The following is a 25,964-nucleotide window of genomic DNA, read 5'->3' as shown; positions in this document are numbered from 1 at the left end:
AGGGGCGTTTTGGTGTTCTGCGCAAGCGTGTTAGCGTTGGGATATGCCCGGACGTTTCTTTTTGACCAGACCAATTGCCGATGTGGGTGCCGCCTTGGGGGTGGAGGTTGGGTCGGTGCGCGAAGAGCTTGTCCGCTACAACATCGCGCCGGGGCAAGAGATCATTGTGCTGGAAAAAGGTCGCCTGACGCGCATGCGCTGGGGCATTGTGCCGGTCGGGCGCGTAAACGCGCGCGGTAGGCCGGTGATGGAGACGATCGTGAATGCGCGGTCCGAAACCGTCTTTGCGAAATCCGCCTTCGAGGGCGTGCGCCGTTGCGTCGTGCCGGTGGATGGCTGGTACGAATGGACTGGTGAAAAGCGCAAGAAAACTGCCTGGAGGATTGCACCGAAGGATGGCGGGCTGTTGCTGTTTGCTGCGATTGCCGACACCTGGAACGGACCGGGGGGCGTGGTGGTGGATCAAGTGGCCACCGTGACCTGCGAGCCGAATGGGGATGTCGGGCCCATCCATCACCGGATGGGCGTGATCCTGCCGCCTGACGCCGTGACGACTTGGCTCAACGATGACACTGACGCGGCGGCCCGGCTGATGGTTCCGTACACGGATGGTCTGCTGGACATTGCAACTGCGGGGAATATCGACTGGTCTGCACCTTGATCGCATTGGGGGCCGCGTCTTAGGGTGGCCGCCTAGTCAACAAAAGGAGCACTGCCATGTCAGTCGCACGCGTCACCGAAATTATCTCCTCCTCCTCCAAAAGCTTTGAAGATGCTGTTGAGGCCGGGGTGGAGCGCGCCTCCAAAACGCTGAAAAACGTCACCAGCGCATGGGTGCAGGACATGAAATGCACCGTCAAAGACGGCAAGATCGACGAATACCGCGTGATCCTGAAGGTCACCTTTGTCCTGAAGGACTAAGTGAGTTTCGAGGCCAGCCCTTTGCTTTGGGCTGGTCTCACCCCGGTTGGCGGAACCCCAGCTTGTGCTTGGTCAGCCGCCACAACAGTTTCGGAATGCGCTGGATTAGCGCGAAGCGGATATCGGCATACTCAGCCTCCCCCGCCAGCATTTGTAGATACTTCATCGGCAGCCAGCTGCCGCGCTTGAAGGTCCTGACGAAATAGCCATGCGTGGCTTGCGGGAACATGATCATGCGCCACAGCCGCGCCTCGCTGAGGGAGCGCTGGATCGGTCTTACGGCCTTCATGTAAAGTTTGTAGGCCTTGTGAGGCGCGCCGAGCATCAACGCCTGCGCCGCCGCATTGGCCGCATGTTCGCCGCTTTCCATCGCCAGGGCTATGCCTTCCCCGGTGATCGGGTCCACCAGGCCCGCCGCATCCCCCACCAGCAGGATATGATTGCGTCCCGGCGCCTTCTTGTAGTCACCGAAAGGCAGGTATTGGCCTTTGTATTTCAGATCGGTATCGCTGTTGGTCTGATCCACATAGGCCGCCATGTTGGCCTTCATATCGGCATTGCGAGAATTGATACCCCCCACGCCCACGGTTACGGTTTTGCGTTTCGGAAACGCCCAGCCGTAGCCCCACTGCGCCGCGTCGAAATCCACCTCGACCGCGTCATCGCGGGAGGGGACCAAAGGCGTTTCAATCTCTAGGCCGAAGCCGATGGTTTCGGGGTCGAAAGGCCGGCCGAACAGAGTGCGTGCGACGAATGAATTCACCCCGTCCGCCCCAATTAGCGTCTTGAAACCAAGGGTGGTCCCGTCGCGCAGGGTCAGGGCGGTGTCGCCCAGCTCGGTGATGGGTTGGCCGAGATAGGGCTCCGCGCCCGCGTCGACCGCGTCGCCATGAAGCATCGCGTCGAAGTCGCGGCGCATGGTCAGATGCATTGGCGGCGCGTCCTTCACGTCAGCCAGCAGGTCGCCGCTGGCATAGAACCGGATGTGGTCGCAGGTGGAGAACATGTCGTCGCTGACCTCGCGTGAGAAGATCGCGCGCATGGCTTTTTGCGACCGCCCGGTGAACAGGCCGCCGCACAGCTTGTCGCGTGGGAATGTGGCCTTGTCGACGATTGCGACCGACAGTCCGTGTTTGCACGCGGTGACGGCGGCAGCAGATCCCGCGGGGCCGGAGCCCACGACGATGAGGTCATAGTTTTTCATGACATGCGTTCTAATGCGGCGGCGGCATATGCACAATGGAGCGCCGACGACTGCATGATCGGGTGCGGCAAGGTGCCAATTTCACGGCAAACATGTGCTGCAGAGAGGGCAAAAACCGCCCAATTGGGAAGAAAATCAAAGTTCTTTTGGGCGCAGAATGCGGCAAAGCCGTTGAAAAGCCGCCACAATTGGGCGGTTTTGTATCGAATTGAGTGGAATTTGTGGCATCATTCTGGCGCAAATTGAGCAATAAAACGTCATTATCATATGGTAAGGAGAAACATACTTGCTGAAATATGTCCTACATCGTTTTATTATTGCGTAATCAGTTGCCGGAAACGGTTCAGAGTAAACCCAACACACAGGAAGGATAACGAACATGACCATTTCTCTGACAGAACGTGCCCGCAACCGTCGTCTGATTGCCCTGCAAGCCCTCCAAGTTCGCAAACTCGGCGCCGATAGTGGCGTTGTGATGATCACGACCCCAGCGCGTGACGCGGCCCCTGTCTTCTCCTCCTCCCGCGGCGCTCCGATGAACAACCTGTTCCTCGCGGCTTAAGCCACAAAGACCAGTTTCCCAGGAAGGGCGCGCACCCTCGCTACACCCCTCAGGCGCGCAAGCCACGGCAGAATGGCACCTTCCCAAAAAGAAACCGCCCAGAGCGTTAAGCTCTGGGCGGTTTTTTTGTCTCTAAACATCCCGCCGCGTCAGCAACGGAACAGGGCTAAGCCCTTACGCCAGAGCGATATTGATCGCGCTTTCGCGGCCGTCACGGCCAGCTTCGACGTCGAATGTCACTGCTTGGTTGTCTTCCAGACCTGTCAGGCCCGCACGCTCAACGGCGGAGATGTGGACGAACACGTCCTTGGAGCCGCCCTCAGGTGCGATAAAGCCGAAGCCTTTAGTGGAGTTGAACCATTTTACGGTACCATTAGCCATGGTGATCTTCCTTATTTATATGCTGCCCGCATAAGTGTGGCAGCCCGGCGTGGTCGGTCTGTAACGAGAGACTGGCAGCCGTTTAAAAGGAAGTCAGTGGTCGAAATAGGCAAACGTAGCCCGTGGGGTATCGCAGGGTTGGGGACGCAAGTAAAGGCTGTATAGAAAGCGTGTGGATTGCATATAGACACCGTATAGAGGTTTTGAGCCTTTGGAATTGCGCCGATGTCAGCGCCGGGTCAGCTTCTCCAACGCGCGGCCATTGTCCCATGTCCCGTGCAATGACCCGTCGAGCATCACCACGTAGATCACCGGCGCGGCGGCACCCCAGTTGACGGTCAAAACCCGGCCCTCCAGCTGGCCTTGGCCCGCGTAGTTCTGGCTGCCGACATTCCACGTCATCCCCACGGCGCTGCCGGTATCGGCAATCTCGACGGTGCCGGAGTAGCTGGACCCGTCGGCATTGCGGCCCTCGGCGACATAGCTGCCGGTCAGGGCTTGGGCGAATAGGGAGGTCGCCATAGTCGCGGCGGCTAGGAAGGTGGTGGCGAAGGTCTTGGTCATGGGCGGCTCCTGCGGTTGGGTCTATTTCGGGACATAGGCGGTCTTGCGACCTTTCCCTTGTTGGCGGATTGTCGCGATGTTTGGGCCGTCCACCTGGATGATGATGCAATCGCCGGGCAGCTTCTTGCCGCCAAGGGCGCGGTCAAAGCAGACATATTTGTCCTTCCACTGCCACACACCGGTCAGCTTTTCCTTGCGCGCGGCGCCGGTCAGCTTGCCGTTGCGGCGCAGCTTGAACCACGCGCCGGATTTCGGGTCGAGATAGCTTTTGCCGACCACCAGCTTTTTCAGCTGCGCCTCGGAGGTGATGGTGCTCCACCCGGCAAACGCGGGGGAGGCGGCCACAGTGGCGGCAAGAATGAGGGGAAGAATGCGCATATTAAGAACCTCGTGACTCGTGAATGGCGCAAGCCTAGCCCGAACCCCGCATTTCGCGCAAATCCCACGAAAAAAGCGCGCCCTCTCCCAAAGGCGCGCTTTCGCTATCCGGTCTTCGCGTCCGGTCAGACGACCGAGCGGCCTTTGACGGCCCGTGCGATCATCGACACGGCGAAGAGCACGAGGAAGATCACGAAGAGGATTTGTGCCACGCCTGCGGACGCGCCGGCAATGCCGCCGAAGCCAAAGATACCCGCGATGATAGCGATGACTAAAAATGTAAGAGCCCAACCGAGCATGATGTTTCTCCTTTTTGTTTCAGGGACACCCGTGTGGGGTGCCGTTGGAGAATTAACGCGGTGGGGTGGGGGATGGTTCCGATGGCCTTTGGCTCAACGATTGTAAAGGAGACGCTCCAATTTGCAGATACCCCCTCCCCCAGTTCCTGGTTCCAGTACACGGGAGGTTTTGACTTTTCTATCACCGGTCTTGGTTCCAGGAATAAATCGGTCCTTGTAGAGCGCGGTTAGAGTCCAGTTGTCCTCAATTCTACAATAGGCCCACCGGTCGCCTTGATTGTCATGAGTGGTATATCGGTGGATCTCAATTTTTCGCTTAGAGGGATCGTGTTCTTTGTAGATATCTGGGCTTATCTCCCTGCTCCCTTGGTATCGCTGTAGGACATCATCAACCATAATCTCAAAGTCCCAACTTACCACTGCACCGGTCACAAATCTTGGCTCTGATGGGACAACGAAATTAGTCGATTCTCCATCTCCATTTACAACAACCGAAAATCTGACATTCTGGTCCCGCTGAAACTCAATTGTCCTTATCGAACCGTTTGGAAATGAGGTTGGAACAGAACCAATGAGAGTCCCCCCCACCGGACTGCCAAGGGAGAAATCTGTCAAAGCACCACCAGGGTGGGTATCAAACTTAACCGAAATAGTAAGCTGAGTATCCTCAACTTGAGACAGCCAGACCTTTAGGCCTTTTCCCGAGTTTTTCAGGCAGGAAATGTAGGCCTGCTTCGCATTGTCAGAAAGGTAGGTTCGAGCAATTTCTAGAGACGAATTTCGGTTGTAATCAAAGTTGTAAGTTTCTTTGATACGTGAACGATGTTCTTCAAACTCGTTCCAGTCCATATCGCCGCCAACTGGAATGCCGCCAATTATAGCATTTCCACCACCGGCGAATTCAGACTTAAATTGGTCAAAATTTGCTTTATCTATCGAGTAGATAATAGCAAGCCTTTCCGTATCAGTTTGGGCTTTGGAATAAGTATCTTGAACTAAGGCGTGAGAACAGTCTTGGTTCGCATTAGCCTGAGAAGACAGAAAAAAAATCAATGGAATTGCTAAATGAAAGCGCATGAAAAACCTCAACTTCAACTAAACAATGAGCAAGACTCTACATCATTTTGTCAAAAAAAGCGAGGTCATTGGAAATTATTGATACGGCCAAGCATATTTCTCAGTGAACCGTGGGCTGGATGGTTTCACCCATCAGTTGCAGCCTGTGAGGTGGGTTTGGGTGCGGAACACCTAACCGACGCCGTTCAACGTGTGAATTTCTTATACTTCACCCGCTTAGGTTCTACCGCATCAGGTCCCAGCCTGCGGATTTTATCTTCCTCATAGGCCTCGAAGTTGCCTTCGAACCATTCGACATGGGCCTCGCCCTCGAAGGCGAGGATGTGGGTGCAGAGGCGGTCGAGGAAAAAGCGGTCGTGGGAGATGACGACGGCGCAGCCGGCGAAGTTTTCGATGGCGTCTTCAAGCGCTCTTAACGTTTCCACGTCCAGATCGTTGGTCGGTTCATCGAGGAGCAGCACATTGCCGCCGGATTTCAACAGTTTCGCCAGATGCACGCGGTTGCGTTCGCCGCCCGACAGCGTGCCGACCTTTTTCTGTTGATCGCCGCCCTTGAAGTTGAAGGCGGAGCAGTAGGCGCGGGAGTTCATCTGCGCGTCGCCCAGCTGGATGATTTCGCCGCCGTCTGAAATTTCTTCCCAGACATTGGCGTCGCCCTTCAGCGCGTCGCGGGATTGGTCGACATAGGACAGCTGCACCGTGTCGCCATAGGATACCTCGCCTGAGTCCGGCGTTTCCTGACCCGTCAGCATGCGAAACAGCGTGGATTTACCCGCGCCGTTGGGGCCGATCACGCCGACGATACCACCTGCGGGCAGGGAGAAGCTGAGGTCTTCGACCAGCAGCTTGTCGCCGTAAGCTTTGGTCAGGTTTTCGACCTCGATCACCTTGTTGCCGAGGCGCGGGCCGTTGGGGATGATGATCTGCGCGCGACCGACCTTTTCCTTCTCGGACTGGTTGGCCATTTCATTATAGGCGTTGATGCGGGCCTTGCCCTTGGCCTGACGGGCCTTGGCACCGGCGCGGATCCATTCCAGCTCGCGCTCCAGCGTTTTCTGCTTGGTCTTGTCCTCCTTGGCCTCGCGTTCCAGCCGTTTGGCCTTTTGTTCCAGCCATGCGGAGTAATTGCCCTCGTAGGGGATGCCGCGACCACGGTCGAGCTCTAGAATCCAGCCGGTGATATCGTCGAGGAAATACCGGTCGTGGGTGACGATCAGGATGGTGCCTTTATACTCGATCAGGTGCTTTTGCAGCCACGCGATGGTTTCGGCGTCGAGGTGGTTGGTCGGCTCGTCCAGCAGCAGCATGTCGGGGGCTTCGAGCAGCAGCTTGCACAAAGCCACGCGGCGGCGTTCCCCGCCGGACAGGTTTTCGACGGCGGCGTCATCGGGGGGGCAGCGCAGGGCCTCCATCGCGATGTCGATCTGGGCGTCGAGGTCCCAGAGGTTGGCCGCGTCAATCTCGTCCTGCAGTTTGGCCATTTCTTCGGCGGTTTCGTCGGAATAGTTCATCGCCAGCTCGTTGTAGCGGTCGAGCACGTCCTTCTTTTCCTTCACCCCCAGCATCACATTGCCGCGCACATCGAGCGTTTCATCGAGCGTGGGTTCTTGAGGCAGGTAGCCGACCTTGGCGCCTTCGGCGGCCCATGCCTCCCCGGTGAAATCCTTGTCCTGACCGGACATGATGCGCATGAGCGACGACTTACCGGTGCCGTTGACACCCACCACGCCGATTTTGACGCCGGGCAGGAAGTTGAGCTGGATGTTTTCGAACACCTTCTTGCCGCCGGGATACTGCTTGGAGACGCCGTCCATGAAGTAGACGAATTGATTGGCTGCCATGGGGATTCTCGCTCTAAAGGTGACCTTGTGCTGGTTTAGGCTACCGCACCGCCCGGTTCAATCACCCTTCGCACCGTGCCCCTTTGCAAAAATTTGTGGCCAGATTGGGGTATTTCTGACTAACCTGTGATCGTTGAAACCAAAGTGACTTTAGATATTTACGCAGGATTATTGGCGTGGCGAAGAACGACAAACCCGACGAGACCAGCATTTCCGAAATCAAGGCGGCCCTGGCTGAGGTAGTGAGAGAGCTTAAGGATGACCGCCCAGCTGCGGTCCAGGTAGGACGGACCCCTTCCGATGCCGTGACCGAAGTGACCGGCAACCTGTTTCGATTGTTGGGGCAGTGGACCACGCCCATCCTATTGCTCGTGCTGCTGGCGGTAGGCTGGTACTTCCTTCAGGCGCAAAACCAGAAAGTCGACACCGAGTACCAGGACTCGCTGGCCTTGTTGCGCCAGGAACGCGACGAAGCCTATGACCGCGTTTCGGACTTCAGCGGGCAGATGGCGACTGTCAGTGGCCAGCAGATCAAGAACCTGACAGATGCGTTCGAAAGCCTGAAAAAGATCAATACGGAGTCTGCCACCCGACAGTCAGAAGCGCTTGCCTTTCAGCAACAAGCAGAGGACGCCCGCGCCGAATTGAGTGCGACCCAGGCCAACCTCACACAGGCTAGGACAGTATTGCAGCAACAGCGCGAGGACTTGAAAGCCAGCGAGGCGCGTCTGGAAGACGCTGAAGACAAACTTGAAGATCGCGTCGAAGAGGTCGAACGCAAAGAGCGCGCATTGGGCGTGCGGGGCGGCACCATCGGCGAGCTGCAGGACACGTTGCGCGACTATCAAGGCGTTTCGACCGACTACATCGCCGCATTGCAGCAGCTCGCCCTGGCAATGGAAGAAGAGGACCGAGACGCCGTTGCCGTTGCCTCTATGGCGGCGGAAGCTGACCGGCTGGAGGATGCGTTTCAGAAAGCCACCCAGCGGGTGCGGGACACTGTAACGGATGCAAATGCTGTCTTGTCCCCATTGGCCGATTTTTCCGTCGAGATTTCTTCTGACGATGTTGCGGACCAACTGATCGGGTATTCGGCGACGCGATTCATGGAGCTTGTCGAGCCCAGCAATGGGTTCGGTTTTGACTTCTGGCGGCGCTACTTGTTCGACGGAGAGGACGTATTCTTTGGGATCGCCAGCAACCAAAACGGCCTATTCCGGGTTGTTATTCTGACCGTTGAGATTGGGCCGGATGGCAACCCCCGTATCGTTGACACAACTGCCGGCAATGCGGCTTGGCCGACAATTGGGCCTTCACTGAGTAACGGCTGGCAATCGAGCATATTCATTCCAACCTTCTACGAGCAAGGCCTAGAGATGGACGATGTTAGCTGGATGCTGGATCCTGACGTTGACTCCGTGCGGATGGTTGATTTGCTTGGGGCGGGCGGAAAGGTAAGCGAGCTAAACTTCCAGTTCGGCGCGTCAGACGAGCTGAAAGTTCTGTCCCAGGAAGAATATGATGCGCTATTGGCCGATGACAGCATACCTTCTGAGGTCCGTTCAAAGCTGAGGCTGTCGGAAGAGCTGAAGTTGGTCTTGGCCATGGCCAAAGAACGGGAAAATGGCGCTGACGCCTGGCGCCAGGCCATCAACGCGATCACCAATGACGAATTGCGGGAGCGTTCTGAGGATATCCTGACAATTGCTCAGCGCGGAATTTTGGGCGCTACGGGCCTGCGAATACCCAGCGGCGCGACGCGGGTGGAATTCGGCGAGCTGGCGGCGGTCATGTTGCAGCCTGACCTTATAGCCGAATTTGCTATCGGCGCCCGGCAATTTGAGTTCGAAAAGTTATCTCCGGGCCAGCTCTCGGAATTGCCGCGACCAACGGAAATCCCGGAAAACTGGTATCAGGATGCATCGGTGACGCTGAGGGCGGGTAACGGCGAGTACTACATAATCGAATTCACCCGAGACTCGACAAACGGAGCATGGCGCTTCGACAGGTTTTCAGCGTGGTAATCCTTTGGGCGGACTTTGATTGCATTTGACGTTCGGAGGTGTGAGCCTCAGAACTCCTGTATGAGCAAAGTTCAGCGCCCCCCGAAGGAGAAACCTGTGGACTACTGCCCCGCAGCGGACCGCTACGAGACCATGGAGTACCGCCGCTGCGGCAAGTCAGGGGTCCAGCTGCCTGCGATCAGCCTGGGGCTTTGGCATAATTTCGGCGGGGACAGCCCGCATGAGAACAAGCGTGCGATGTGCCGAACGGCGTTTGATCATGGGATCACGCATTTTGACCTAGCGAATAACTACGGGCCCCCTCCCGGATCAGCGGAGACTGCATTTGGGGAGATTTTGCGGGAGGACTTTGCAGGCTACAGGGATGAGATGATCATTTCGTCCAAGGCCGGATATTTGATGTGGCCGGGGCCGTATGGAGAGATGGGGTCGCGCAAGTATTTGGTGGCGTCTTGCGACCAGTCTCTGAAACGGTTGGGGCTGGATTATGTAGATATTTTCTACTCCCACCGCTTTGACCCCGAGACCCCGTTGGAAGAAACCATGGGCGCGCTGGATTACATCGTGCGGTCAGGCCGTGCCCTATATGCGGGCATTTCGTCCTACAATTCGCAGAAGACGCGCGAGGCGGCAGCCATCCTCAAGGAGCTGGGCACGCCGTGTTTGATCCACCAGCCCTCCTACAACATGATGAACCGCTGGACCGAGCATGACGGGCTGTGGAGCACTTTGAACGACCTGGGCATCGGCTCGATTGCGTTTACGCCGCTGGCGCAGGGCATTCTGACCAAGAAGTACCTCGGCGGCATCCCCGACGGCAGCCGCGCCACGCAAGGCAAATCCCTGCTGGACGGCATGATCAACGAGCGGTCGCTGGCCAGCGTCAAAGCGTTGAATGAGATGGCCGAGGCCCGCGGGCAAACGCTGGCGCAGATGGCTATCGCCTGGGTCTTACGGGAGGGCCGCGCGACCACCGCGTTGATCGGGGCGTCGAAACCGTCGCAAATTGTCGACTGCGTGGGGGCGGTGGAAAACCTCAAGTTTGCGGCCGACGAGCTCGCCGAGATCGACCGCATCTCGTCGGAGGAAGACATCAATCTGTGGGCCAAGTCCTCTGAAACCGACTGACATCTCTTCGGGATGGCCGCCGGCGCGGCCGGGGCAGGCGGTGGGCCTGCTTGGCGGGTCCTTTGACCCCGCGCATCAAGGCCATGCCCATATCACCCGCGAGGCGTTGAAACGCTTCGGGCTTGACCACGTATGGTGGCTGGTTTCCCCCGGCAATCCCTTGAAAGAAAACGCGCCTGCGCCGTTGGCGGACCGTTTGGCCAAGGCCCGGCAGGTGATGGACCATCCACGTGTCACCGTGACAGATGTAGAGGCCAAGCTGGGCACACGCTACACGGCGCAGACCCTCAGGGGGCTGATCCGGCGCTACCCGGGTGTGCGGTTTGTGTGGTTGATGGGAGCGGACAATCTGGCAAGCCTGCACCATTGGCAGGACTGGCGCGACATTATGGAGATGGTGCCGGTGGGCGTTCTCGCCCGCCCCGGCGACCGGATATCAGCGCGCAGATCCGTCGCGGCGCAACTATATGATGACGCAAGGCTGGTGGGGCCGGCCAGCCAGATGCTGCCACAGATGGAAGCCCCCTGCTGGTGCTACATCAACCTGCCGCTGAGCGAGGCGTCCTCCAGCGCGATCCGCGCTAAGGGCGACTGGCGGTCTTCCTGAGAAACAGCGTGGCAAAGCCGCATGCGAAGATCACGGTGATGCCTATGGCCGATAGCCCGTCGGGCCAGTTGCCGAAGAAGACCAGCCCATAGGCCGTGGCCCCGATCAGCTGCACATAGACAAAGGGCGCAAGCGTTGCCGCCCCCGCGCGGGCATAGGCGAAGACCAGAAACAAATTTCCCATCATCGAAGCGACGCCGGACCACAAGACCAGCCCCGACACGTTTGCGGTCAGCAGCGGCAGATGGAGGAGGCCCAATGGCGTCAGCATCAGCGTCCCGATGATAAGCTGGGTCAGCAACAGATGCACGGGGCGGCCCAAGGGCGCGACCCAGCGCGACGCCGTTAGAAACATGCCGTAAAAGCACCCCGAGGCCGCGGCCCAAGCCAGCCCCGGCGTCATCCCGAACCCCGGCTTGACCACCAGAAAGACCCCGCCAAGGCCGACCGCCAGCAAGATGATACGCAGCGCGCTGCCTTGCTCTTTCAGCAGCCAGACAGACAGCGCGTAGCTGACCATAGGGCCAAGGAAGAACGCGCCGAACACGTTTGCGATGGGCTCGGTTGAGAGAGCCGTCAAGATCGTGCAAATGGTAATGACCTGCACCGCGCTGCGCAGCCAGATGCGCCAATCGCGCAGCAATTTCAGCGCGTCGACATGGAATGCGAAGGGGATCAGCACCACCATCCCGATCAGGTACCGCGTCCACGCCACAAAGAAGGGATGCACCCCGGCAGAGGTCATCATCTTGCCCGCGGTGTCCCCGAAGGGGATCAACAACATGCCCAAAGACATGATCGCGGCAGCGCTGAGCAAGGAACGGTCCATCACGCTTGCGTATCAGGCTGTTTGACCGCTTGCCACCACTTGTCGGTTGGGCGAATGTCGCAGCCATGAGCTCTTCCGATTTTGGCCGGTACGGCCGCCGCACCGTCTTGTCCTTCTTGTTATATGGCGTCGCCGGATGCGCTTTGGCGAATGCGCCGGAGCGGTCTTCGCGCCCGATTGGCAAGCCATCGGACGCGGCCAAACAGGCCATGCCGGGGGCCGACCGCTTTGTGGACGCCGCCAATCTGGGCGGCAAGGTCAGCTATGTCGTGGCCGATGCGCGCACGGGGCAAGTGCTGGAAAGCCGCTCGCCCCTGTTGGGGCAGCCGCCCGCCAGCGTGACAAAGGCGATGACGGCGCTTTACGCGCTGAACACGTTGGGCGCGGGGCACCGATACCGCACGCGGCTTGTGGCCACCGGCCCGATCAGCGGCGGGGTGCTGCAAGGCGATTTGGTGCTGGTGGGCGGGGGCGATCCGACGCTGTCGACCGATGACCTGTTTGAGTTGGCGGGGCGCCTGAAGATCGCCGGTATCCGAGAGATACGCGGCAAGCTGAAAGTCTATGGCGGCGCGCTGCCCTCGATCGAGGAAATCGACGGCACGCAGCCAGTGCAGGTGGGCTACAACCCGGGCCTCAGCGGGCTGAACCTGAATTTCAACCGTGTTTATCTGGAATGGAAGCGGGCGAATGGCGGCTACAACGTCACCATGGATGCGCGGTCCGAAAAGATTAGGCCGGGCGTGGGGTTTGTACGCACGCAGGTGGCGGACCGCGGTGCGCCAATATTCACCTATTCAAACAGCGCAACGCGCGAGAACTGGACCGTCGCCCGCAAGGCGCTTGGCAAAGGTGGTGGGCGGTGGTTGCCTGTACGGCGTCCGGCCATCTATGCAGGCGACGTCTTGCAAACCGTGGCACGTAGCCATGGGATCAATCTGCCATTCCCAGAGGCCACGAATGCGTTGCCGCAAGGGACGACCGTGGCAGAGCATCTCAGCCCGGATTTGCGCAAAATTTGCCGCGACATGTTGAAGTTTTCAACCAATGTGACGGCGGAAGTCGTGGGGCTGTCAGCCAGCAAAGCCGGCACGCTCGCGGCTTCGGGTCGCGTGATGGCGGGCTGGGCGGAGGACCGTTACGGCGCGCGCAAGGCCAGTTTTGTGGATCATTCGGGCCTTGGCGACCGCACCAAGATGAGCGCGCAGGAAATGGTCAAGGCGCTGACCGCGCCGGGCGCACAGCAGCTGTTGCAGCCGATCTTGAAGACGATCGCGGTGCGCGACAGCGAAAACAAGGTGATCCAGAACAGCCCAATCCAGATTGTAGCCAAGACCGGCACGCTCAACTTCGTCAGCGGGTTGGCAGGCTACATCAGAACACCCGATGGGCGCGACTTGGCTTTCGCCATATTTGCCGCCGATCTGCCACGGCGCCGGGCCTTGTCCAAAGCCGAACGGGAAGCCCCAAGGGGCGCACGGTCCTGGAATGGGCGGGCCAAGAAGTTGCAACAGCAGTTGATCCGGCGTTGGTCTGTGGTGCACGAGGCCTAAGATCGGGCTTGGATCTGCGTCGTTTTGATGCCCCTGTCGGACCGGAAGAGTCACCAAAATCACACAACCTTGTCGGCGTTTAACGACAATTTTTGCGACCGTTTCCCCAAAATCGCCTTATTCCGCTGTCATATATGCCCTGCGCGATACACCAATTGCGCGGATTTTAACTATTTCGCCCGAGAGTTGGGAGGCAGAGAATGGAATATGAGCGTTTGAAACCGCTGAAAGGGGTTTCGGCTGCGGAGCCGACGGCCTTTACGAAGAAGACGATCAAAGAACTGCTGGCCGAAGAAGGCGCAGAAGGCAGCGAAGCTGAACTGATGCGCTCTGCTGCGCCCCAAGCCAATCCTCAACCGGCCCCTATGCCCGAACCCGCGATCCAGCGGCCCGCCCACGCGGCGCCTGCCGCGGCGCAACCGGCGCCCGCCGACGTCGCCGCTGACGCATTGTTGGGAGACGCGACCGCGAAGAAACCGCGTTCGTTCCTGAGACGTCTGATCGGCGGCTAACGCCTGATAGGACCGAAGATCTGAAAGGCCCCGGGCTCCCTCGATATCATCTTGGGCGTCGGGGCTTTTTGCTTTGGCGCTACGCCTCTTGCACATTCAGCCAGACACCGCCTTCCGGGCGCAGCGTCAGGATCAAAACCGGCTTCGGGTCCTTGCCCTCGACGCGCGTGAACTTGAAGCGCGAGAGGATGGTGGCCAGCATGATCACCGCCTCCTGTATGGCGAAGCTCGCCCCAATGCAGATGCGCGGCCCGTCGCCAAAAGGCAGGTAGGCGTAGCGGTTGATCTCCTGCTTGCCATTGAAGCGGTCGGGGTCAAACCTATGCGGATCCGGCCAAAGGGCGTGGGACCGATGCAGGGCATAGATCGGCAACGTCACCGTGTCCTTGCGCTTGATCGGCCGGTCGCACAGCGTGTCGTCCTTTTGTGCGGTGCGCGACAGGAAGGCGGCTGGCGGGTACATCCTGAGCGTCTCGTCAATCACTTGCCGCGTGTAGGGCAGGTTGGGGAGATCGTCCGCCGTGGCCGTGCGACCGGCCAGAACCGATTGTGCTTCGGTCCGCAGCGTGTCCTGAACGTCTTGGTCGAACGCGCAAAGATACAAGGCCCAGGAAAGCGTCAGCGCCGTGGTTTCGTGGCCCGCCACAATAAAGGTCAGCAGGTTGTCGCGCAGCTCGGCCGTGTTCATGGTGCGTTGGGTTTTGGGATCCTCGCCCGCCAGCAGCAGGTCCAGCAGATCGGGGATATCGCCCGGCCCCTTGTCGCGGCGATTATCAATCACCCCATCCGACATTTGTTTCATTTGCTTCATCGCCGTCGAGCCCATGATGCGCGAAGGGCGGGGCACCCAGGCGGGCGCCGCGATAATGTCGAGGATGGAGACTTTGGCCGCCTGATCAATATAGCCATCCACCGCACGGTGCACAGCTTTGCGGTCGAACTGCTCGTCGCCTGAGAATGTCACGTCCGAGATCACCTCGAAAGCGGCGGTCATCATCTCGGTGTAGAGGTCGGTGGCGCGGCCTGTGTGTTCCGCAATGCGCGCGCAAGACCGGTCGGCGGCGGCGGACATTATCGGCGCGAGATTGGCGATGTTGCGATGCGTGAAGACCGGCGCGGCGGCGCGGCGTTGCCAGCGCCAATGCGCCCCCTCGGCCACGAACAGGCTTTCGCCGATGGCGGGGCGCAGGATGTTCTTGGTGACGTCGGATTTCGGGTAATCCTCGACCTTCTCCAGCAAAATGCGCCTCAGGGCGTCGGGGTCCATCACCATGTGCCATGGACGGCCCATTTTGCCCGACACGATGGGCTGGTGCAGCGCAATCTCGGGGATCAGCTCCAGAATGTTGCGCCGTGCGGCGGCAAGCGACTGCCAGATGGACCAGACCTCGGTGACGAGCGGAACCTGCGGCGGGTACATGTCGACTGCATCTTTCATGGGACTGAGTATATGTGGCCGGGGAGCCACGGCAACCGGGTGCGCCGATTGCACGCAGGTGTGGGCGGGGATATGCAGGCAGGGTTCAACCAAAGGGGCCCGCCCATGATCCGCAACCTGATTGCCGCCGCCTGCCTTGCCGTGACAGCGGCCTGCAGCGTGCCGAATCCCGACCTTGAGGAACAGGTGGATCTGGGCAACTTCCGCCTGCAAAGCAACGTCGCGGTGACCAAGAACGCGCGAAAAATGGGGGTGTCTCGCGACGCCACGGCGGAAGAGTGGGAAACCGCCCTTGAGGCCGCGATCGACAAGCGGTTCCGCCGCTATGACGGGGACACGCCCTACACGATCAGCTACTCTTTGGACGGCTACATTCTGGCCACCAAGGGCGGGCGGCTGGCCTTGGCACCACGGTCCGCTATGAGCATGACGGTTCATATCTGGCAGACAGACCCGCTGCTGCGGCTGAAAGACCGCTCCAAGCAGCTGCTGATCCTTGAGCAGCTGGACGGCGAGTCCGTCATCGGTTCCGGCTTGTTTCGCGACGCGGATGAGCAGATGGCCAATCTGGCTGCACAATTTGCCAAGGCAGTGGAACGCTGGCTGCAGGCCAATGCCGACCTCTTTGGCGAAGACGTGTCGGATGCTGCCAAAGAGGCCGCCAAGAAGGACGACGCCGCCGAGATTGCCAAGAAAGCGGGCGCAGGCTGATCGCGGCAGCCCGGACAGGCAATTGACTGCGCCCGCAGACGCAACTCAGGCTTGATTTTTGTCCGCCATGTGAATAGGTAGCCCGCGAAGTGAAATCGGGGCTGACATTGCCCCTCCTAATCAAAGGGCGCCTGACGAGATGGCTAAGGAAAAGTTTGAACGCACGAAACCGCACGTGAACATCGGCACGATTGGTCACGTTGACCACGGCAAGACGACGCTGACTGCGGCGATCACGAAGTATTTTGGCGACTTCAAAGCGTATGACCAGATTGACGGCGCGCCTGAAGAAAAAGCGCGCGGGATCACCATCTCGACGGCGCATGTTGAGTATGAGACCGAGACCCGCCATTACGCCCACGTTGACTGCCCCGGCCACGCCGACTACGTCAAGAACATGATCACCGGTGCCGCCCAGATGGACGGCGCGATCCTGGTTGTGAACGCCGCTGACGGCCCAATGCCCCAGACCCGCGAGCACATCCTGCTGGGCCGCCAGGTTGGCATCCCGAAGATGGTCGTGTTCATGAACAAAGTGGACCAGGTTGACGACGAAGAGCTGCTGGAGCTGGTGGAAATGGAAATCCGCGAGCTGCTGTCCTCCTACGAGTATCCAGGCGACGACATCCCGATCATTGCGGGCTCCGCTCTGGCGGCGATGGAAGGCAACAACCCTGAGATCGGCGAAGAGAAGATCAAAGAGCTGATGGCCGCTGTTGACGACTACATCCCGACGCCAGAGCGCGCCGTGGATCAGCCGTTCCTGATGCCGGTTGAGGACGTGTTCTCGATCTCCGGTCGCGGCACGGTTGTGACCGGTCGTGTCGAGCGTGGCGTGATCAACGTCGGCGAAGAGATCGAAATCGTGGGCATCCGCGACACCGCGAAAACCACCTGCACGGGCGTTGAAATGTTCCGCAAACTGCTGGATCGCGGCGAAGCTGGCGACAACATCGGCGCGCTCTTGCGCGGCATCGACCGTGACGGCGTTGAGCGCGGTCAGGTTCTGTGCAAGCCGGGTTCGGTGACCCCGCACACGAAGTTCGAGGCCGAGGCCTACATCCTGACCAAGGAAGAGGGTGGCCGCCACACGCCATTCTTCGCCAACTACCGCCCGCAATTCTACTTCCGGACCACGGACGTGACCGGCACGGTTCAGCTGCCCTCGGGCACCGAGATGGTGATGCCCGGCGACAACCTGAAGTTCGACGTCGAACTGATCGCGCCGATCGCGATGGAGCAAGGCCTCCGCTTCGCGATCCGCGAAGGCGGCCGGACTGTGGGTGCTGGCGTCGTTTCGAAGATTACAGAGTAATCTACGAAACACGCCAAGTGTGCGGCAGGTGATCCTCTTCGGGATCACCGAGAGCAGCACTCGGTAGAGAAATAGAAAAGGCCGCTTCCAAAAGGAGGCGGCCTTTTCGCATAACAAATGGTCACGGATCCCAACTCACCGACGGCCGTGACCCAGCCACCTATGCCCGGCTCCGCCCCAGTAGCGCGTTGCGTAGCTTGGCGGCGGCGTATCTGACGTAGAAATAGGCCATTTTTGTCGCGTTCCACCGGTTCTGTTTCTCGCAAACATCAAACTGGGCCCAGAAGCCGGGGCTGTAGATGTCGCGCAGCACCTCGCGGAACAGCGCGACCTCGCGCTTTGACAGGGGCGGGCGTGCCGTCCATGGCATGCTCAGCGCGTTCAGCCCCATTTCTTCCAGCAGGACCGGCTCCATCGACAGGTCGATGCGGAAGATGTTCCAGCCGTTGGCAGCGCCGGCGTGGCGATGCGTCTGAGGTGTTTCGTTGAACAGCACGCGAGGGCCGATGCCGAGGAAGCGGGGGAACCGACGGAACAGCTGCAAATCGTGGTGAATAACGATACGGGCGCCGGACAGGTGCGGAGCCACTGCCAATGTGTCCAGGGTCGGCCAGGGATGGTTGTGGCTGGCGTCGACGAACACCAAGTCCCACGGCCCGTCCAGACTGGCCAGATCGAGCGAGGATTTTCCCGCCTCGATCCGGGTCCGAACCGATTGTCCGTCGTAGATGGCTGATGCGAGATAGCCCACCTTCTTGCGGTGATCCCCGAAGAACACATCTTCCGAGTCTATGGACGTCACGCTGTCGCCGCCAACCTCCTCAAGAAACCTGGCGAGAAAGCCGGTGGTCAGGCCGGATGCCGTGCCAATTTCAAGGATTTTGCGCGGCTTGTAGGTGCGGATGGTTTCCTGAATATACGCCAACTCGTCGGGGGTGGTTGTCCCAAAGTCGGCGCGGGCGTGTTGCGCGTGCAATGCCTCGATCTCAGCGAGCTCCAATGGCGCGTTCCCTCGTGACCGGATGGTTTCTTCTGGCCCGACGATAGTGCGAATAGCGGCCCTGTGCCACCGGCTATCTGGCCGGTGGTGCGCAGGGATTTGCCGTTACGCGGCGGCTGCCTCAAACGTCAGCGCGGCCCCGTTGATGCAATGCACCTGATGGCCGTCGACGGGCAGCAGGTGGCCCAGATGGCTGCCGCAGCGGCGGCAATGGACCTCGACATGCGCAATTGTGCTGTCGCCCATGGCGTTGCCGTATTCGGCCACCGGGCCGTCAATGCCGGTCAGCACCGCGTTGGTTTGCGAATGGGTGAAGAACACCCAACCCTTGTCGAGCGGCACTTTCCAGCGCGCATCATAGGCCTCCAGATCGCAGCCTTTGCAGTGGTACAGGCCATTGCGCTGCTCGTTCCACAGGGGGCTGGATTTGGGGAACTCGGTGTTGCCGCGCCGCATGATGTCGTATTCATCCTGGGTGAGCATGGCGCGCCATTCCTCGTCGCTACGGGTGACGGCGTAGTCAAAATCGTCCGTATGAGTAAGGCGCCGATGATGGGGGTCCGACGCACGGGCCTGTGTGGCCGCCCCGATCGCCAGCGCGGACAGCGCAGAACTGGCAACAAAGGCGCGTCGCGACAGGGGCAGGGTGTGGGATATAGCTTTGGTTTCGGGCATGGCTGATCTCCTTCTGGCAAGAAGGCTACCTGCGGCAGCCCGTCGCAGGCCAACCAACCCTTTGTGAGTTTTGGTGAGGTCGCGTGAAAATGGCACCGCATCTGCGCCAAAACCCAACGATAACGGAGACCTGCCCGCGCCAGGCGTGCAGGCACAGACCATGTGCATCTGCCTGCCGGCGTCACCGTGGCGTGGCTGCGTCAGATGCATCACCGCTGAGCGCGGGAATGCGGATCAACTCTTGCAAACGCCCCCCACCTTTCGTAATCACCTCTCTCAAGTGCAGGGGATTAGCTCAGTTGGTAGAGCATCGGTCTCCAAAACCGAGGGTCGTGAGTTCGAGTCTCTCATCCCCTGCCACATAAACGCCCTGAGAGGCGTGAACCGGTTGATAGGGTGAACACGGTATGGCTGCCGGATGAAGTGCGTTTCCGACATTGTCTACGACACCCAAAACGACCTCGCATTCGACCTTTACCTGCCCGACGATCTGAAGGCCTCGGCCTGCGTGATTTACGCCCATGGCGGCGGCTTCCGCAAAGGGCGGCGCGACGGCGACGAGGTGGCGCATTTTGCAACCGCGTTGACGGAGGCCGGGTTTGCCATGGCGTCCGTCACCTACCGGTTGGGCACGACTGCAGACGCGTTCACTGACAAACAGCAGGGCTATATCGAGGCCTATATGGGCCGCACCGAGAAGCTGGGGCTGACCCTGTCCCCCAATCTTTATGGCGCGGCCTTCATCGCGGCGATGGAGGATTTGTCGCGCGCCGTTGAGTATTTATGGGTGGAAGGCGAGGGGCTGGGCATCGCCCACCGCAAACTTGGCATTCTTGGGGTTTCCGCTGGCGGCATCGCCGGGCTGGCCCTGGCGTACCCGCCCACCCACTGGATGCAGCGGGTGTCCAGGCCCGATGCCGTGGTGGCCATCAGCGCCGCCATTGTCCAGCCGTGGCGGCTGGAAGAGGACGGGCCCGCCTGCCTGCTTATTCACGGGCCGCAAGACCGGGTGATCAACATCTCCAACGCGCGGGTCGGCGCCCAGCGGGCGGAGGGCGTACAGGCGCCAGTGACCTTGATCGACACCGGAGTGCCGGGCCACGCCACGCAGGTGGATGCGGTGCTGGACGGGGTTGATGCGCAAGGTCAGCCCATCATGCAAATGGTACTGGACCAGTTCGCGCGGCTGGTGGACGACTAGATTTCTTCGCCCTGCTTGAGCAGCCGGTCGATCAGTTGGCGCTGCAGCGGCACGCTGTCTCCGCCGCCAAAGGACATGGCCCCGCCGGTGTAAAGCGAGCCGTAGGTCTTGGCCAAATTCACCGCCTGCCCAAGCCCTGAGATCAACTGGTCCTTTTCCAAGGGCGACAGCGGGTGAATGAACACGCCCCAAAGACGCCCTTGCGCCACGGCGTAACGTGCGTCCAGCGCGGTGTCGAAATTGGCTTGCATGACGCGCAGAATTTCGTCGCCGGTCATGCCTTCCATGGCGCGGATTGGCACCATGGCCCGCATTCGGTCGGCCCGCCAATCGGTAATAATCAGGACCGGGACGTCTTCGATGGTCAGTTGAAACCGCGCCCCATCGGTTTGGCTGTCGGGGTCCAAGGCCGACACGATCTCGCCCAAACGTTGGACGGTCATCGCGGCCTCGGTGTCTGGGATATCAGCCTTTGGCGAAACAAGGTCGCGCGACGATGGTTCACCCTCAGGCGTCGGGGCGGTTTCGTCTACGGTTTGCGCCGCGGCGGGCAGGGCAATGGCCACCAAGGCGGCGGCGAGAACGTGTTTCATGAAAGGCCCTTTCGATATGCGTTGCCCCACGCTAATGCGCAATTGCTGCACACGCCAAGCCACCTTTTGGTGAGCGGTGCGGCGGCGCCCCCTTGCAAACCGGGCGCAACGGCCGTATCTGCCAGTGAGTTACACGCGAACCCGAAGGCGCAGCACCATGGCGATCACCAACCCGGCCCAATTCATCCAGCAAACCCGCGCGGAAGTTGCAAAGGTCGTCTGGCCGACCCGCCGTGAGGTGGTTTTGACTACGGTAATGGTGTTCATCATGGCAACGCTGACCGCGATTTTCTTCAGCCTCGTTGATCTGACCATCCGCACCGGGCTGAATTCGGTCTTCGGGCTGTTCTAGCCGCTGGCTGCGCAAGCCGCCGCCAATTCCTCTAAAATTTGGGTTAATCCTACGGTAGTAGGCGAGGGAGAAGTAACCTTCTGTTCAGGGTCGGGCCTTAGCCGTGACGCGGTAATTTCCCTCGCGTTGGATGCCCTATGACAAATACAGACATGATGATCGCCCCGCTGTTGGACGCCGCCAATGCGGATGACATCATCTCTTCATCCCTCAGCTTTGTGCGTCAGCATCTTGGGATGGAAGTGGCCTATCTTTCGGAATTCGTTGGTGATGATCTGGTGTTCCGCGCTGTCGACGCGTCGGGCTTGGAAGACATGATCGACGTGGGGCAATCCATGCCGTTGGAACAGGTCTATTGTCGCCATATTCTGGAGGGCAGATTGCCTGAAATGATCCCCAACACCGAGCTTGAGCCGCTTGCCCAGGACATCGCGTTGACCCACGCCGTCCCAATCAAAAGCCATGTCAGCGTCCCGATCCGGCGGCGCGACGGAACGCCCTATGGTATGTTTTGTTGTATGTCTCGGCAGACGCAGACCAACTTGAACGACCGCGATCTAGAGGTGATGCGAGCTTTCGCCAACCTGTCTGCGGACCAAATCAATGACACGATCAGCCTGCGCACGCAGGAAGAAGAACTGCGCGCCACCATAGTCAACATCATTGAGACCCAAAGCTTCGACATTGCCTTACAGCCGATAATGGACATTTCGGGTCGGCGACCGGTGGGCTTCGAAGCGCTCTGCCGGTTTCAGGCGGAACCGTATCGCCCGCCAAACCTGTGGTTTGACGATGCCCATACCGTCGGGCTTCAGGCCGATCTGGAACTTTGTGTGATCAAGGTGGCTTTAGAGGCACTCAATCATCTTCCCGACGATATCTATGTCTCTGTGAACGCGTCGCCCGCCACGGTGGAGACTGGCCGTATTGGGGAATTGTTCGAACCCTATGCGCCACACCGCATCGTGTTGGAGGTGACCGAGCACGCTGAAATCACCGATGCCGAGCTGCTGTTGGATCAGCTTTTGCTGATGCGCGCAGCGGGCATCCGACTGGCTGTTGACGACGCCGGCGCGGGCTATTCCGGCTTGCAGCAAATCGTGCGTTTGCAGCCCGACATTATCAAGCTCGACATTTCGCTGACCACGGGCGTCGACAGTGACGTTGTGCGCCGATCTCTGGCGGGCGCACTTGTCCGGTTCGCGACGGAAACCGGGGCCAAAATCGTTGCCGAAGGCATCGAGACAGAGGGAGAGCTGGCAACATTGCGCGAGCTGTGCGTCCCCTTGGGGCAGGGCTATCTGCTGGGCCGACCATCTGATCTTGAGAGCGCGAAAGCGTGGTTTGGCAACGCATGGCGCGAAAGCGCATAGCTGATGCAGTGCCTGTTGATCCCGAAGGTTAACGGCGTATTCGTCTAAACGCGATCTATACGCAAGGAAGACGCTTTCTAGACACATGCATTTTGGGGGCGTTAACCCCTTGATCTTAAGGGCTCGGAGCGGTAGTCAGCCCCCAACACCAAACAGATGGCGCGCATTGATTCGGGATGCGCGCTGTTTTCGTTTCGGTAAGGCTCTGATTATAAAGGCAATTCTGCAATGGCGAAACGGTGGTACTCGGTCTCTGTCCTCTCGAACTTCGAGAAGCGCATTGCTGAACAGATCCGCACCTCTGTCGAAGAAAACGGCCTGCAGGACGATTTCGGCGAAGTTCTGGTGCCGACCGAGGAAGTCATTGAAATCAGAAGAAATAAAAAGGTTACCGCCGAACGCCGCTTCATGCCCGGCTACGTGCTGGTGCATATGGAGATGTCCGACGCGGGCTACCATTTGATCAACAGCATCAACCGCGTAACCGGATTCCTGGGTCCGCAAGGCAAGCCAATGCCAATGCGCGACGCCGAGGTTCAGGCCATCCTGGGTCGCGTTGAAGAGGGTGCCGAAGCACCGCGTTCAACAATCGTCTTCGACGTGGGCGAAAATGTATCCGTCACCGACGGCCCGTTCGAAGGCTTCTCGGGCATGGTGGAAGAAGTAGACGATGAGCAGCAGCGCCTGAAGGTGACTGTCTCGATCTTTGGCCGGGCGACCCCGGTCGAGCTGGAATTTACTCAGGTCACGAAAGCGAGCTGAGAAATCTGTGGGAGAGGACCCGGGCGCGCCCGGAAAGTCGGACCACAACAATCGTAAGCTAAGGGTCGCGACCCGAGGCTGTTGTAAGAAGGAGAGGCCACATGGCCAAGAAGATCGCTGGCACGATGAAGCTGCAGGTTCCTGCAGGTCAAGCCAACCCATCCCCGCCCGTAGGCCCAGCACTGGGTCAGCGCGGCATCAACATCATGGAATTCTGCAAGGCGTTCAACGCCAAGACCGCGGACATGGAGCCAGGCGCCCCATGCCCAACCGTGATCACCTATTATCAGGACAAGTCCTTCTCGATGGACATCAAGACGCCGCCTGCGTCTTACTACCTGAAAAAGGCTGCCAAAGTTAAATCCGGCGCCAACACACCGTCGCGCGAAGTCGTCGGTTCGGTCACATCCAAGCAGCTGCGTGAAATCGCAGAAGCGAAGATGAAAGATCTGAACGCGAACGACATCGAAGGCGCAATGCTGATCATCGCGGGCTCTGCCCGCTCTATGGGCATCGAGGTGAAGTAATGGCCAAAGGTAAACGTACAATCGCAGCCCGCGAGCAATTCGCAGGCAAGCGCGACGTCACCGTCGAAGAAGCTGTGGCCCTGGTGAAGAACAACGCCAAAGCCAAGTTTGACGAAACCGTCGAAATCGCAATGAATCTCGGTGTTGATCCGCGCCACGCTGACCAAATGGTCCGCGGCGTTGTGGCTCTGCCAAACGGCACCGGCAAAGACGTCCGCGTCGCCGTGTTCGCCCGTGACGCAAAGGCTGATGAAGCCAAAGCGGCTGGCGCAGATGTTGTCGGCGCCGAGGACCTGATGGAAATCGTGCAAGGCGGCAAGATCGACTTTGACCGCTGCATCGCAACCCCTGACATGATGCCAATCGTTGGCCGTCTGGGTAAGGTGCTTGGCCCCCGCAACCTGATGCCGAACCCCAAAGTGGGCACGGTCACCATGGATGTGGAAGCCGCTGTCAAAGCTGCCAAAGGCGGCGAAGTGCAGTTCAAGGTTGAAAAAGCTGGCGTGGTTCACGCAGGCATCGGCAAAGCCTCATTCGATGAAGCCAAGCTGGTAGAAAACGTGCGCGCCTTCGTTGGTGCCGTGTCCAAGAACAAGCCTGCCGGTGCCAAAGGCACTTACATGAAGAAGATCGTCGTGTCTTCGACCATGGGCCCAAGCGTGACGATTAACGTCGAAAACGCGACCGGCAACTAAGAGATCTGGTCCCGGGCAACGGGGCCATTTAGCGGGGCGGCGACGCCCCGTTCTGTCCGAGACGGAGGGTTTGGCGAAAGCTGAATAATTCCTTCCTGAGATGGGAAACGAGACAGATACCGCAGGTTTCGACCTTCGGGTGATTTTGGCCTCGGGACCCTGAATTGGACCCGAACGCCCGTGGTAACACGGGCAAAACTGAGCCGGAGGGGCAACCCTCCACAATTGGAGTGAAACTGTGGATAGAGCACAAAAAGAGAAATTGGTCGAAGAACTCGGCCAAATCTTTGAAAGCTCTGGCGTCGTAGTGGTGAGCCACTACGAGGGTATCACGGTTGCCGAGATGCAAGACCTGCGTGCGCGTATGCGCGAAGCTGGTGGGTCTGTCCGCGTCGCCAAGAACAGGCTCGCCAAAATCGCCCTTGAGGGTCAGCCTTGCGCAAGCATCGCCGATTACCTTTCGGGTATGACCGTTCTCGCCTACTCAGAGGACCCTGTCGCCGCCGCGAAAGTGGTGAACGACTATTCCAAGGACAACGAAAAGCTCGTTATTCTTGGTGGGGCCATGGGCGAAAACGCGTTGGATGTCGCTGGTGTCAAAGCCGTGGCCGCCATGCCAAGCCGCGAGGAGCTTATTGCTTCCATCGTGGGTTGCATCGGTGCCCCTGCTTCGAACATCGCCGGCGCGATTGGCGCACCTGCTTCGAACGTCGCAAGCATTCTCAGCACCATCGAGGAGAAGGCAGCAGCCTGATCTTTGGACAGATACCCTCGTGGGCTTGAAAGCTACACGTTGGAACACAACTTAATGGAACGGAAACAGTATAATGGCTGATCTGAAAAAACTGGCGGAAGAGATTGTTGGTCTGACACTCTTGGAAGCACAAGAACTGAAAACCATCCTCAAAGACGAGTATGGCATCGAACCTGCTGCCGGTGGCGCAGTGATGATGGCTGGTGCAGCTGGCGGCGACGCTGGCGGCGCAGCTGAGGAGAAATCCGAATTTGACGTGATCTTGGTCGCCGCTGGCGCATCCAAAATCAACGTCATCAAAGAAGTCCGAGGCATCACCGGCCTGGGCCTCAAAGAAGCAAAAGACCTGGTCGAAGCCGGCGGCAAAGCTGTCAAAGAAGGCGTCGACAAAGCCGAAGCAGAAGACATCAAAGGCAAGCTGGAAGCAGCTGGCGCCGAAGTCGAGCTGAAGTAATCGGACGCAGCTTCGGCTGCGGTTCAAGAAAAGAGCTGGACCCGATGAATTTCGGGTCCGGCTTTCCGCGTCTCAGAGAGGGCCTTTCACGGCTGGACGCGATAAAGGCCTTCTCTAAGGAACGGTAAAACCGCTCGGGAGCGCATCCGTGGGAAGATGCGCAGGTATTGAGTGAACCGCCCCTTATCCAAGTGTTATGCCGCCCGGCCCCGGGGTGACATGACCGAGGAAACT

Annotated in this window: 30 protein-coding genes and 1 tRNA gene; 19 read left to right on the top strand and 12 right to left on the bottom strand. The window is 59.3% G+C overall.

Going from position 1 to position 25,964, the window contains the following annotated elements; genetic code table 11:
* Positions 1-43 precede the first annotated feature (43 nt).
* Both Q0899_RS10135 and Q0899_RS10130 read left to right on the top strand, forming a co-directional pair.
* Complete coding sequence (locus Q0899_RS10135; protein WP_299192600.1) at positions 44-661, top strand: SOS response-associated peptidase; 618 nt, start codon at positions 44-46, stop codon at positions 659-661.
* Positions 662-717: 56 nt separating this feature from the next.
* The gene (locus tag Q0899_RS10130) at positions 718-921 is read left to right on the top strand and encodes a dodecin family protein (RefSeq protein ID WP_298293393.1); all 204 of its coding nucleotides are present in this window, start codon (positions 718-720) and stop codon (positions 919-921) included.
* Between the two features lie 37 nt (positions 922-958).
* On the opposite strand, the gene Q0899_RS10125 is transcribed toward Q0899_RS10130, so the two are convergent.
* Complete coding sequence (locus Q0899_RS10125) at positions 959-2,125, bottom strand: geranylgeranyl reductase family protein (RefSeq protein ID WP_299192597.1); 1,167 nt, start codon at positions 2,123-2,125, stop codon at positions 959-961.
* Between the two features lie 379 nt (positions 2,126-2,504).
* On the opposite strand from Q0899_RS10125, the gene Q0899_RS10120 reads away from it, so the two are divergent.
* A complete protein-coding gene (locus tag Q0899_RS10120) occupies positions 2,505-2,687 on the top strand; it encodes a hypothetical protein (RefSeq protein WP_299192595.1) in 183 nt (60 codons plus the stop codon).
* Positions 2,688-2,861: 174 nt separating this feature from the next.
* Here Q0899_RS10120 and Q0899_RS10115 read toward each other — a convergent pair whose 3' ends face one another.
* The 6 genes from Q0899_RS10115 to ettA form a co-directional block, all read right to left on the bottom strand.
* The gene (locus Q0899_RS10115) at positions 2,862-3,068 is read right to left on the bottom strand and encodes a cold-shock protein (RefSeq protein WP_298293388.1); all 207 of its coding nucleotides are present in this window, start codon (positions 3,066-3,068) and stop codon (positions 2,862-2,864) included.
* Between the two features lie 228 nt (positions 3,069-3,296).
* Complete coding sequence (locus Q0899_RS10110) at positions 3,297-3,632, bottom strand: hypothetical protein (RefSeq protein ID WP_298293386.1); 336 nt, start codon at positions 3,630-3,632, stop codon at positions 3,297-3,299.
* Positions 3,633-3,653: 21 nt separating this feature from the next.
* Positions 3,654-4,010 (bottom strand): hypothetical protein, encoded by a 357-nt coding sequence (locus Q0899_RS10105; protein ID WP_298361614.1) that lies wholly within the window; start codon positions 4,008-4,010, stop codon positions 3,654-3,656.
* Positions 4,011-4,135: 125 nt separating this feature from the next.
* Complete coding sequence (locus Q0899_RS10100; protein WP_299192592.1) at positions 4,136-4,309, bottom strand: DUF1328 family protein; 174 nt, start codon at positions 4,307-4,309, stop codon at positions 4,136-4,138.
* A 93-nt stretch (positions 4,310-4,402) separates the two neighbouring features.
* On the bottom strand, positions 4,403-5,386 hold the full coding sequence (locus Q0899_RS10095; RefSeq protein WP_299192590.1) for a hypothetical protein: 984 nt from the start codon (positions 5,384-5,386) through the stop codon (positions 4,403-4,405).
* A 185-nt stretch (positions 5,387-5,571) separates the two neighbouring features.
* Positions 5,572-7,227, bottom strand: a complete 1,656-nt coding sequence (ettA, locus tag Q0899_RS10090; protein ID WP_299192588.1) for an energy-dependent translational throttle protein EttA — start codon at positions 7,225-7,227, stop codon at positions 5,572-5,574.
* A 176-nt stretch (positions 7,228-7,403) separates the two neighbouring features.
* On the opposite strand from ettA, the gene Q0899_RS10085 reads away from it, so the two are divergent.
* The 3 genes from Q0899_RS10085 (at position 7,404) to Q0899_RS10075 (ending at position 10,986) form a co-directional block, all read left to right on the top strand.
* Entirely contained in the window at positions 7,404-9,251 is a 1,848-nt protein-coding gene (locus Q0899_RS10085) for a hypothetical protein (RefSeq protein ID WP_299192585.1), read from the top strand.
* Positions 9,252-9,347: 96 nt separating this feature from the next.
* A complete protein-coding gene (gene mgrA, locus Q0899_RS10080; RefSeq protein ID WP_299195346.1) occupies positions 9,348-10,379 on the top strand; it encodes an L-glyceraldehyde 3-phosphate reductase in 1,032 nt (343 codons plus the stop codon).
* A gap of 1 nt (position 10,380) precedes the next feature.
* Positions 10,381-10,986: a nicotinate-nucleotide adenylyltransferase gene (locus Q0899_RS10075; RefSeq protein ID WP_299195344.1), complete on the top strand. Its 606-nt coding sequence runs from the start codon at positions 10,381-10,383 to the stop codon at positions 10,984-10,986.
* Here Q0899_RS10075 and Q0899_RS10070 read toward each other — a convergent pair.
* Positions 10,961-11,815, bottom strand: coding sequence for a DMT family transporter (locus tag Q0899_RS10070; RefSeq protein WP_299192583.1), 855 nt, complete (start codon positions 11,813-11,815; stop codon positions 10,961-10,963). The two genes, Q0899_RS10075 and Q0899_RS10070, sit on opposite strands and share 26 nt — an antisense overlap.
* A gap of 65 nt (positions 11,816-11,880) precedes the next feature.
* Here Q0899_RS10070 and dacB point away from each other — a divergent pair, with 65 nt between their 5' ends.
* Both dacB and Q0899_RS10060 read left to right on the top strand, forming a co-directional pair.
* Positions 11,881-13,368, top strand: a complete 1,488-nt coding sequence (dacB, locus tag Q0899_RS10065; protein ID WP_299192581.1) for a D-alanyl-D-alanine carboxypeptidase/D-alanyl-D-alanine-endopeptidase — start codon at positions 11,881-11,883, stop codon at positions 13,366-13,368.
* Positions 13,369-13,568: 200 nt separating this feature from the next.
* Entirely contained in the window at positions 13,569-13,880 is a 312-nt protein-coding gene (locus Q0899_RS10060) for a hypothetical protein (RefSeq protein ID WP_299192579.1), read from the top strand.
* A 79-nt stretch (positions 13,881-13,959) separates the two neighbouring features.
* Here Q0899_RS10060 and Q0899_RS10055 read toward each other — a convergent pair whose 3' ends face one another.
* The gene (locus tag Q0899_RS10055) at positions 13,960-15,318 is read right to left on the bottom strand and encodes a cytochrome P450 (protein WP_299192576.1); all 1,359 of its coding nucleotides are present in this window, start codon (positions 15,316-15,318) and stop codon (positions 13,960-13,962) included.
* 105 nt (positions 15,319-15,423) lie between these two features.
* Here Q0899_RS10055 and Q0899_RS10050 point away from each other — a divergent pair, with 105 nt between their 5' ends.
* A complete protein-coding gene (locus Q0899_RS10050; RefSeq protein WP_298293368.1) occupies positions 15,424-16,029 on the top strand; it encodes a hypothetical protein in 606 nt (201 codons plus the stop codon).
* 139 nt (positions 16,030-16,168) lie between these two features.
* Positions 16,169-17,344, top strand: coding sequence for an elongation factor Tu (tuf, locus tag Q0899_RS10045; RefSeq protein ID WP_299192561.1), 1,176 nt, complete (start codon positions 16,169-16,171; stop codon positions 17,342-17,344).
* Between the two features lie 160 nt (positions 17,345-17,504).
* On the opposite strand, the gene Q0899_RS10040 is transcribed toward tuf, so the two are convergent.
* Positions 17,505-18,344 carry a class I SAM-dependent methyltransferase gene (locus tag Q0899_RS10040; RefSeq protein WP_299192574.1) on the bottom strand — a complete coding sequence of 280 codons (840 nt, stop codon included), beginning with the start codon at positions 18,342-18,344 and terminating at the stop codon, positions 17,505-17,507.
* A 105-nt stretch (positions 18,345-18,449) separates the two neighbouring features.
* Positions 18,450-19,019 (bottom strand): peptide-methionine (R)-S-oxide reductase, encoded by a 570-nt coding sequence (locus Q0899_RS10035; protein ID WP_299192572.1) that lies wholly within the window; start codon positions 19,017-19,019, stop codon positions 18,450-18,452.
* Positions 19,020-19,303: 284 nt separating this feature from the next.
* Between Q0899_RS10035 and Q0899_RS10030 the strand changes: the two genes are divergently transcribed.
* Positions 19,304-19,379, top strand: a tRNA-Trp gene (locus Q0899_RS10030).
* 58 nt (positions 19,380-19,437) lie between these two features.
* Positions 19,438-20,220, top strand: coding sequence for an alpha/beta hydrolase (locus Q0899_RS10025; RefSeq protein WP_299192570.1), 783 nt, complete (start codon positions 19,438-19,440; stop codon positions 20,218-20,220).
* Here Q0899_RS10025 and Q0899_RS10020 read toward each other — a convergent pair.
* On the bottom strand, positions 20,217-20,813 hold the full coding sequence (locus Q0899_RS10020; protein WP_298299619.1) for a hypothetical protein: 597 nt from the start codon (positions 20,811-20,813) through the stop codon (positions 20,217-20,219). The two genes, Q0899_RS10025 and Q0899_RS10020, sit on opposite strands and share 4 nt — an antisense overlap.
* 157 nt (positions 20,814-20,970) lie before the next feature.
* On the opposite strand from Q0899_RS10020, the gene secE reads away from it, so the two are divergent.
* The 7 genes from secE (at position 20,971) to rplL (ending at position 25,730) form a co-directional block, all read left to right on the top strand.
* Positions 20,971-21,165 carry a preprotein translocase subunit SecE gene (gene secE / locus Q0899_RS10015; protein WP_298299616.1) on the top strand — a complete coding sequence of 65 codons (195 nt, stop codon included), beginning with the start codon at positions 20,971-20,973 and terminating at the stop codon, positions 21,163-21,165.
* A 137-nt stretch (positions 21,166-21,302) separates the two neighbouring features.
* The gene (locus tag Q0899_RS10010) at positions 21,303-22,538 is read left to right on the top strand and encodes an EAL domain-containing protein (protein WP_299192567.1); all 1,236 of its coding nucleotides are present in this window, start codon (positions 21,303-21,305) and stop codon (positions 22,536-22,538) included.
* 228 nt (positions 22,539-22,766) lie between these two features.
* Positions 22,767-23,300 carry a transcription termination/antitermination protein NusG gene (gene nusG, locus Q0899_RS10005; protein ID WP_298299610.1) on the top strand — a complete coding sequence of 178 codons (534 nt, stop codon included), beginning with the start codon at positions 22,767-22,769 and terminating at the stop codon, positions 23,298-23,300.
* A 101-nt stretch (positions 23,301-23,401) separates the two neighbouring features.
* Positions 23,402-23,827 carry a 50S ribosomal protein L11 gene (gene rplK / locus Q0899_RS10000; RefSeq protein ID WP_298299608.1) on the top strand — a complete coding sequence of 142 codons (426 nt, stop codon included), beginning with the start codon at positions 23,402-23,404 and terminating at the stop codon, positions 23,825-23,827.
* Complete coding sequence (gene rplA, locus Q0899_RS09995) at positions 23,827-24,522, top strand: 50S ribosomal protein L1 (protein WP_298299604.1); 696 nt, start codon at positions 23,827-23,829, stop codon at positions 24,520-24,522. Before rplK ends, rplA begins: the two co-directional genes overlap by 1 nt.
* A gap of 238 nt (positions 24,523-24,760) precedes the next feature.
* Positions 24,761-25,276: a 50S ribosomal protein L10 gene (gene rplJ, locus Q0899_RS09990; RefSeq protein ID WP_298299600.1), complete on the top strand. Its 516-nt coding sequence runs from the start codon at positions 24,761-24,763 to the stop codon at positions 25,274-25,276.
* Positions 25,277-25,349: 73 nt separating this feature from the next.
* Entirely contained in the window at positions 25,350-25,730 is a 381-nt protein-coding gene (rplL, locus tag Q0899_RS09985; RefSeq protein WP_298299596.1) for a 50S ribosomal protein L7/L12, read from the top strand.
* Positions 25,731-25,964 lie beyond the last annotated feature (234 nt).

Origin of the sequence: uncultured Litoreibacter sp. (assembly GCF_947501785.1) — a bacterium.
Classification (GTDB): domain Bacteria; phylum Pseudomonadota; class Alphaproteobacteria; order Rhodobacterales; family Rhodobacteraceae; genus Litoreibacter.
The sequence above is the reverse complement of the archived record's forward strand: the minus strand, read 5'-3'. Positions and strand labels throughout refer to the sequence as shown.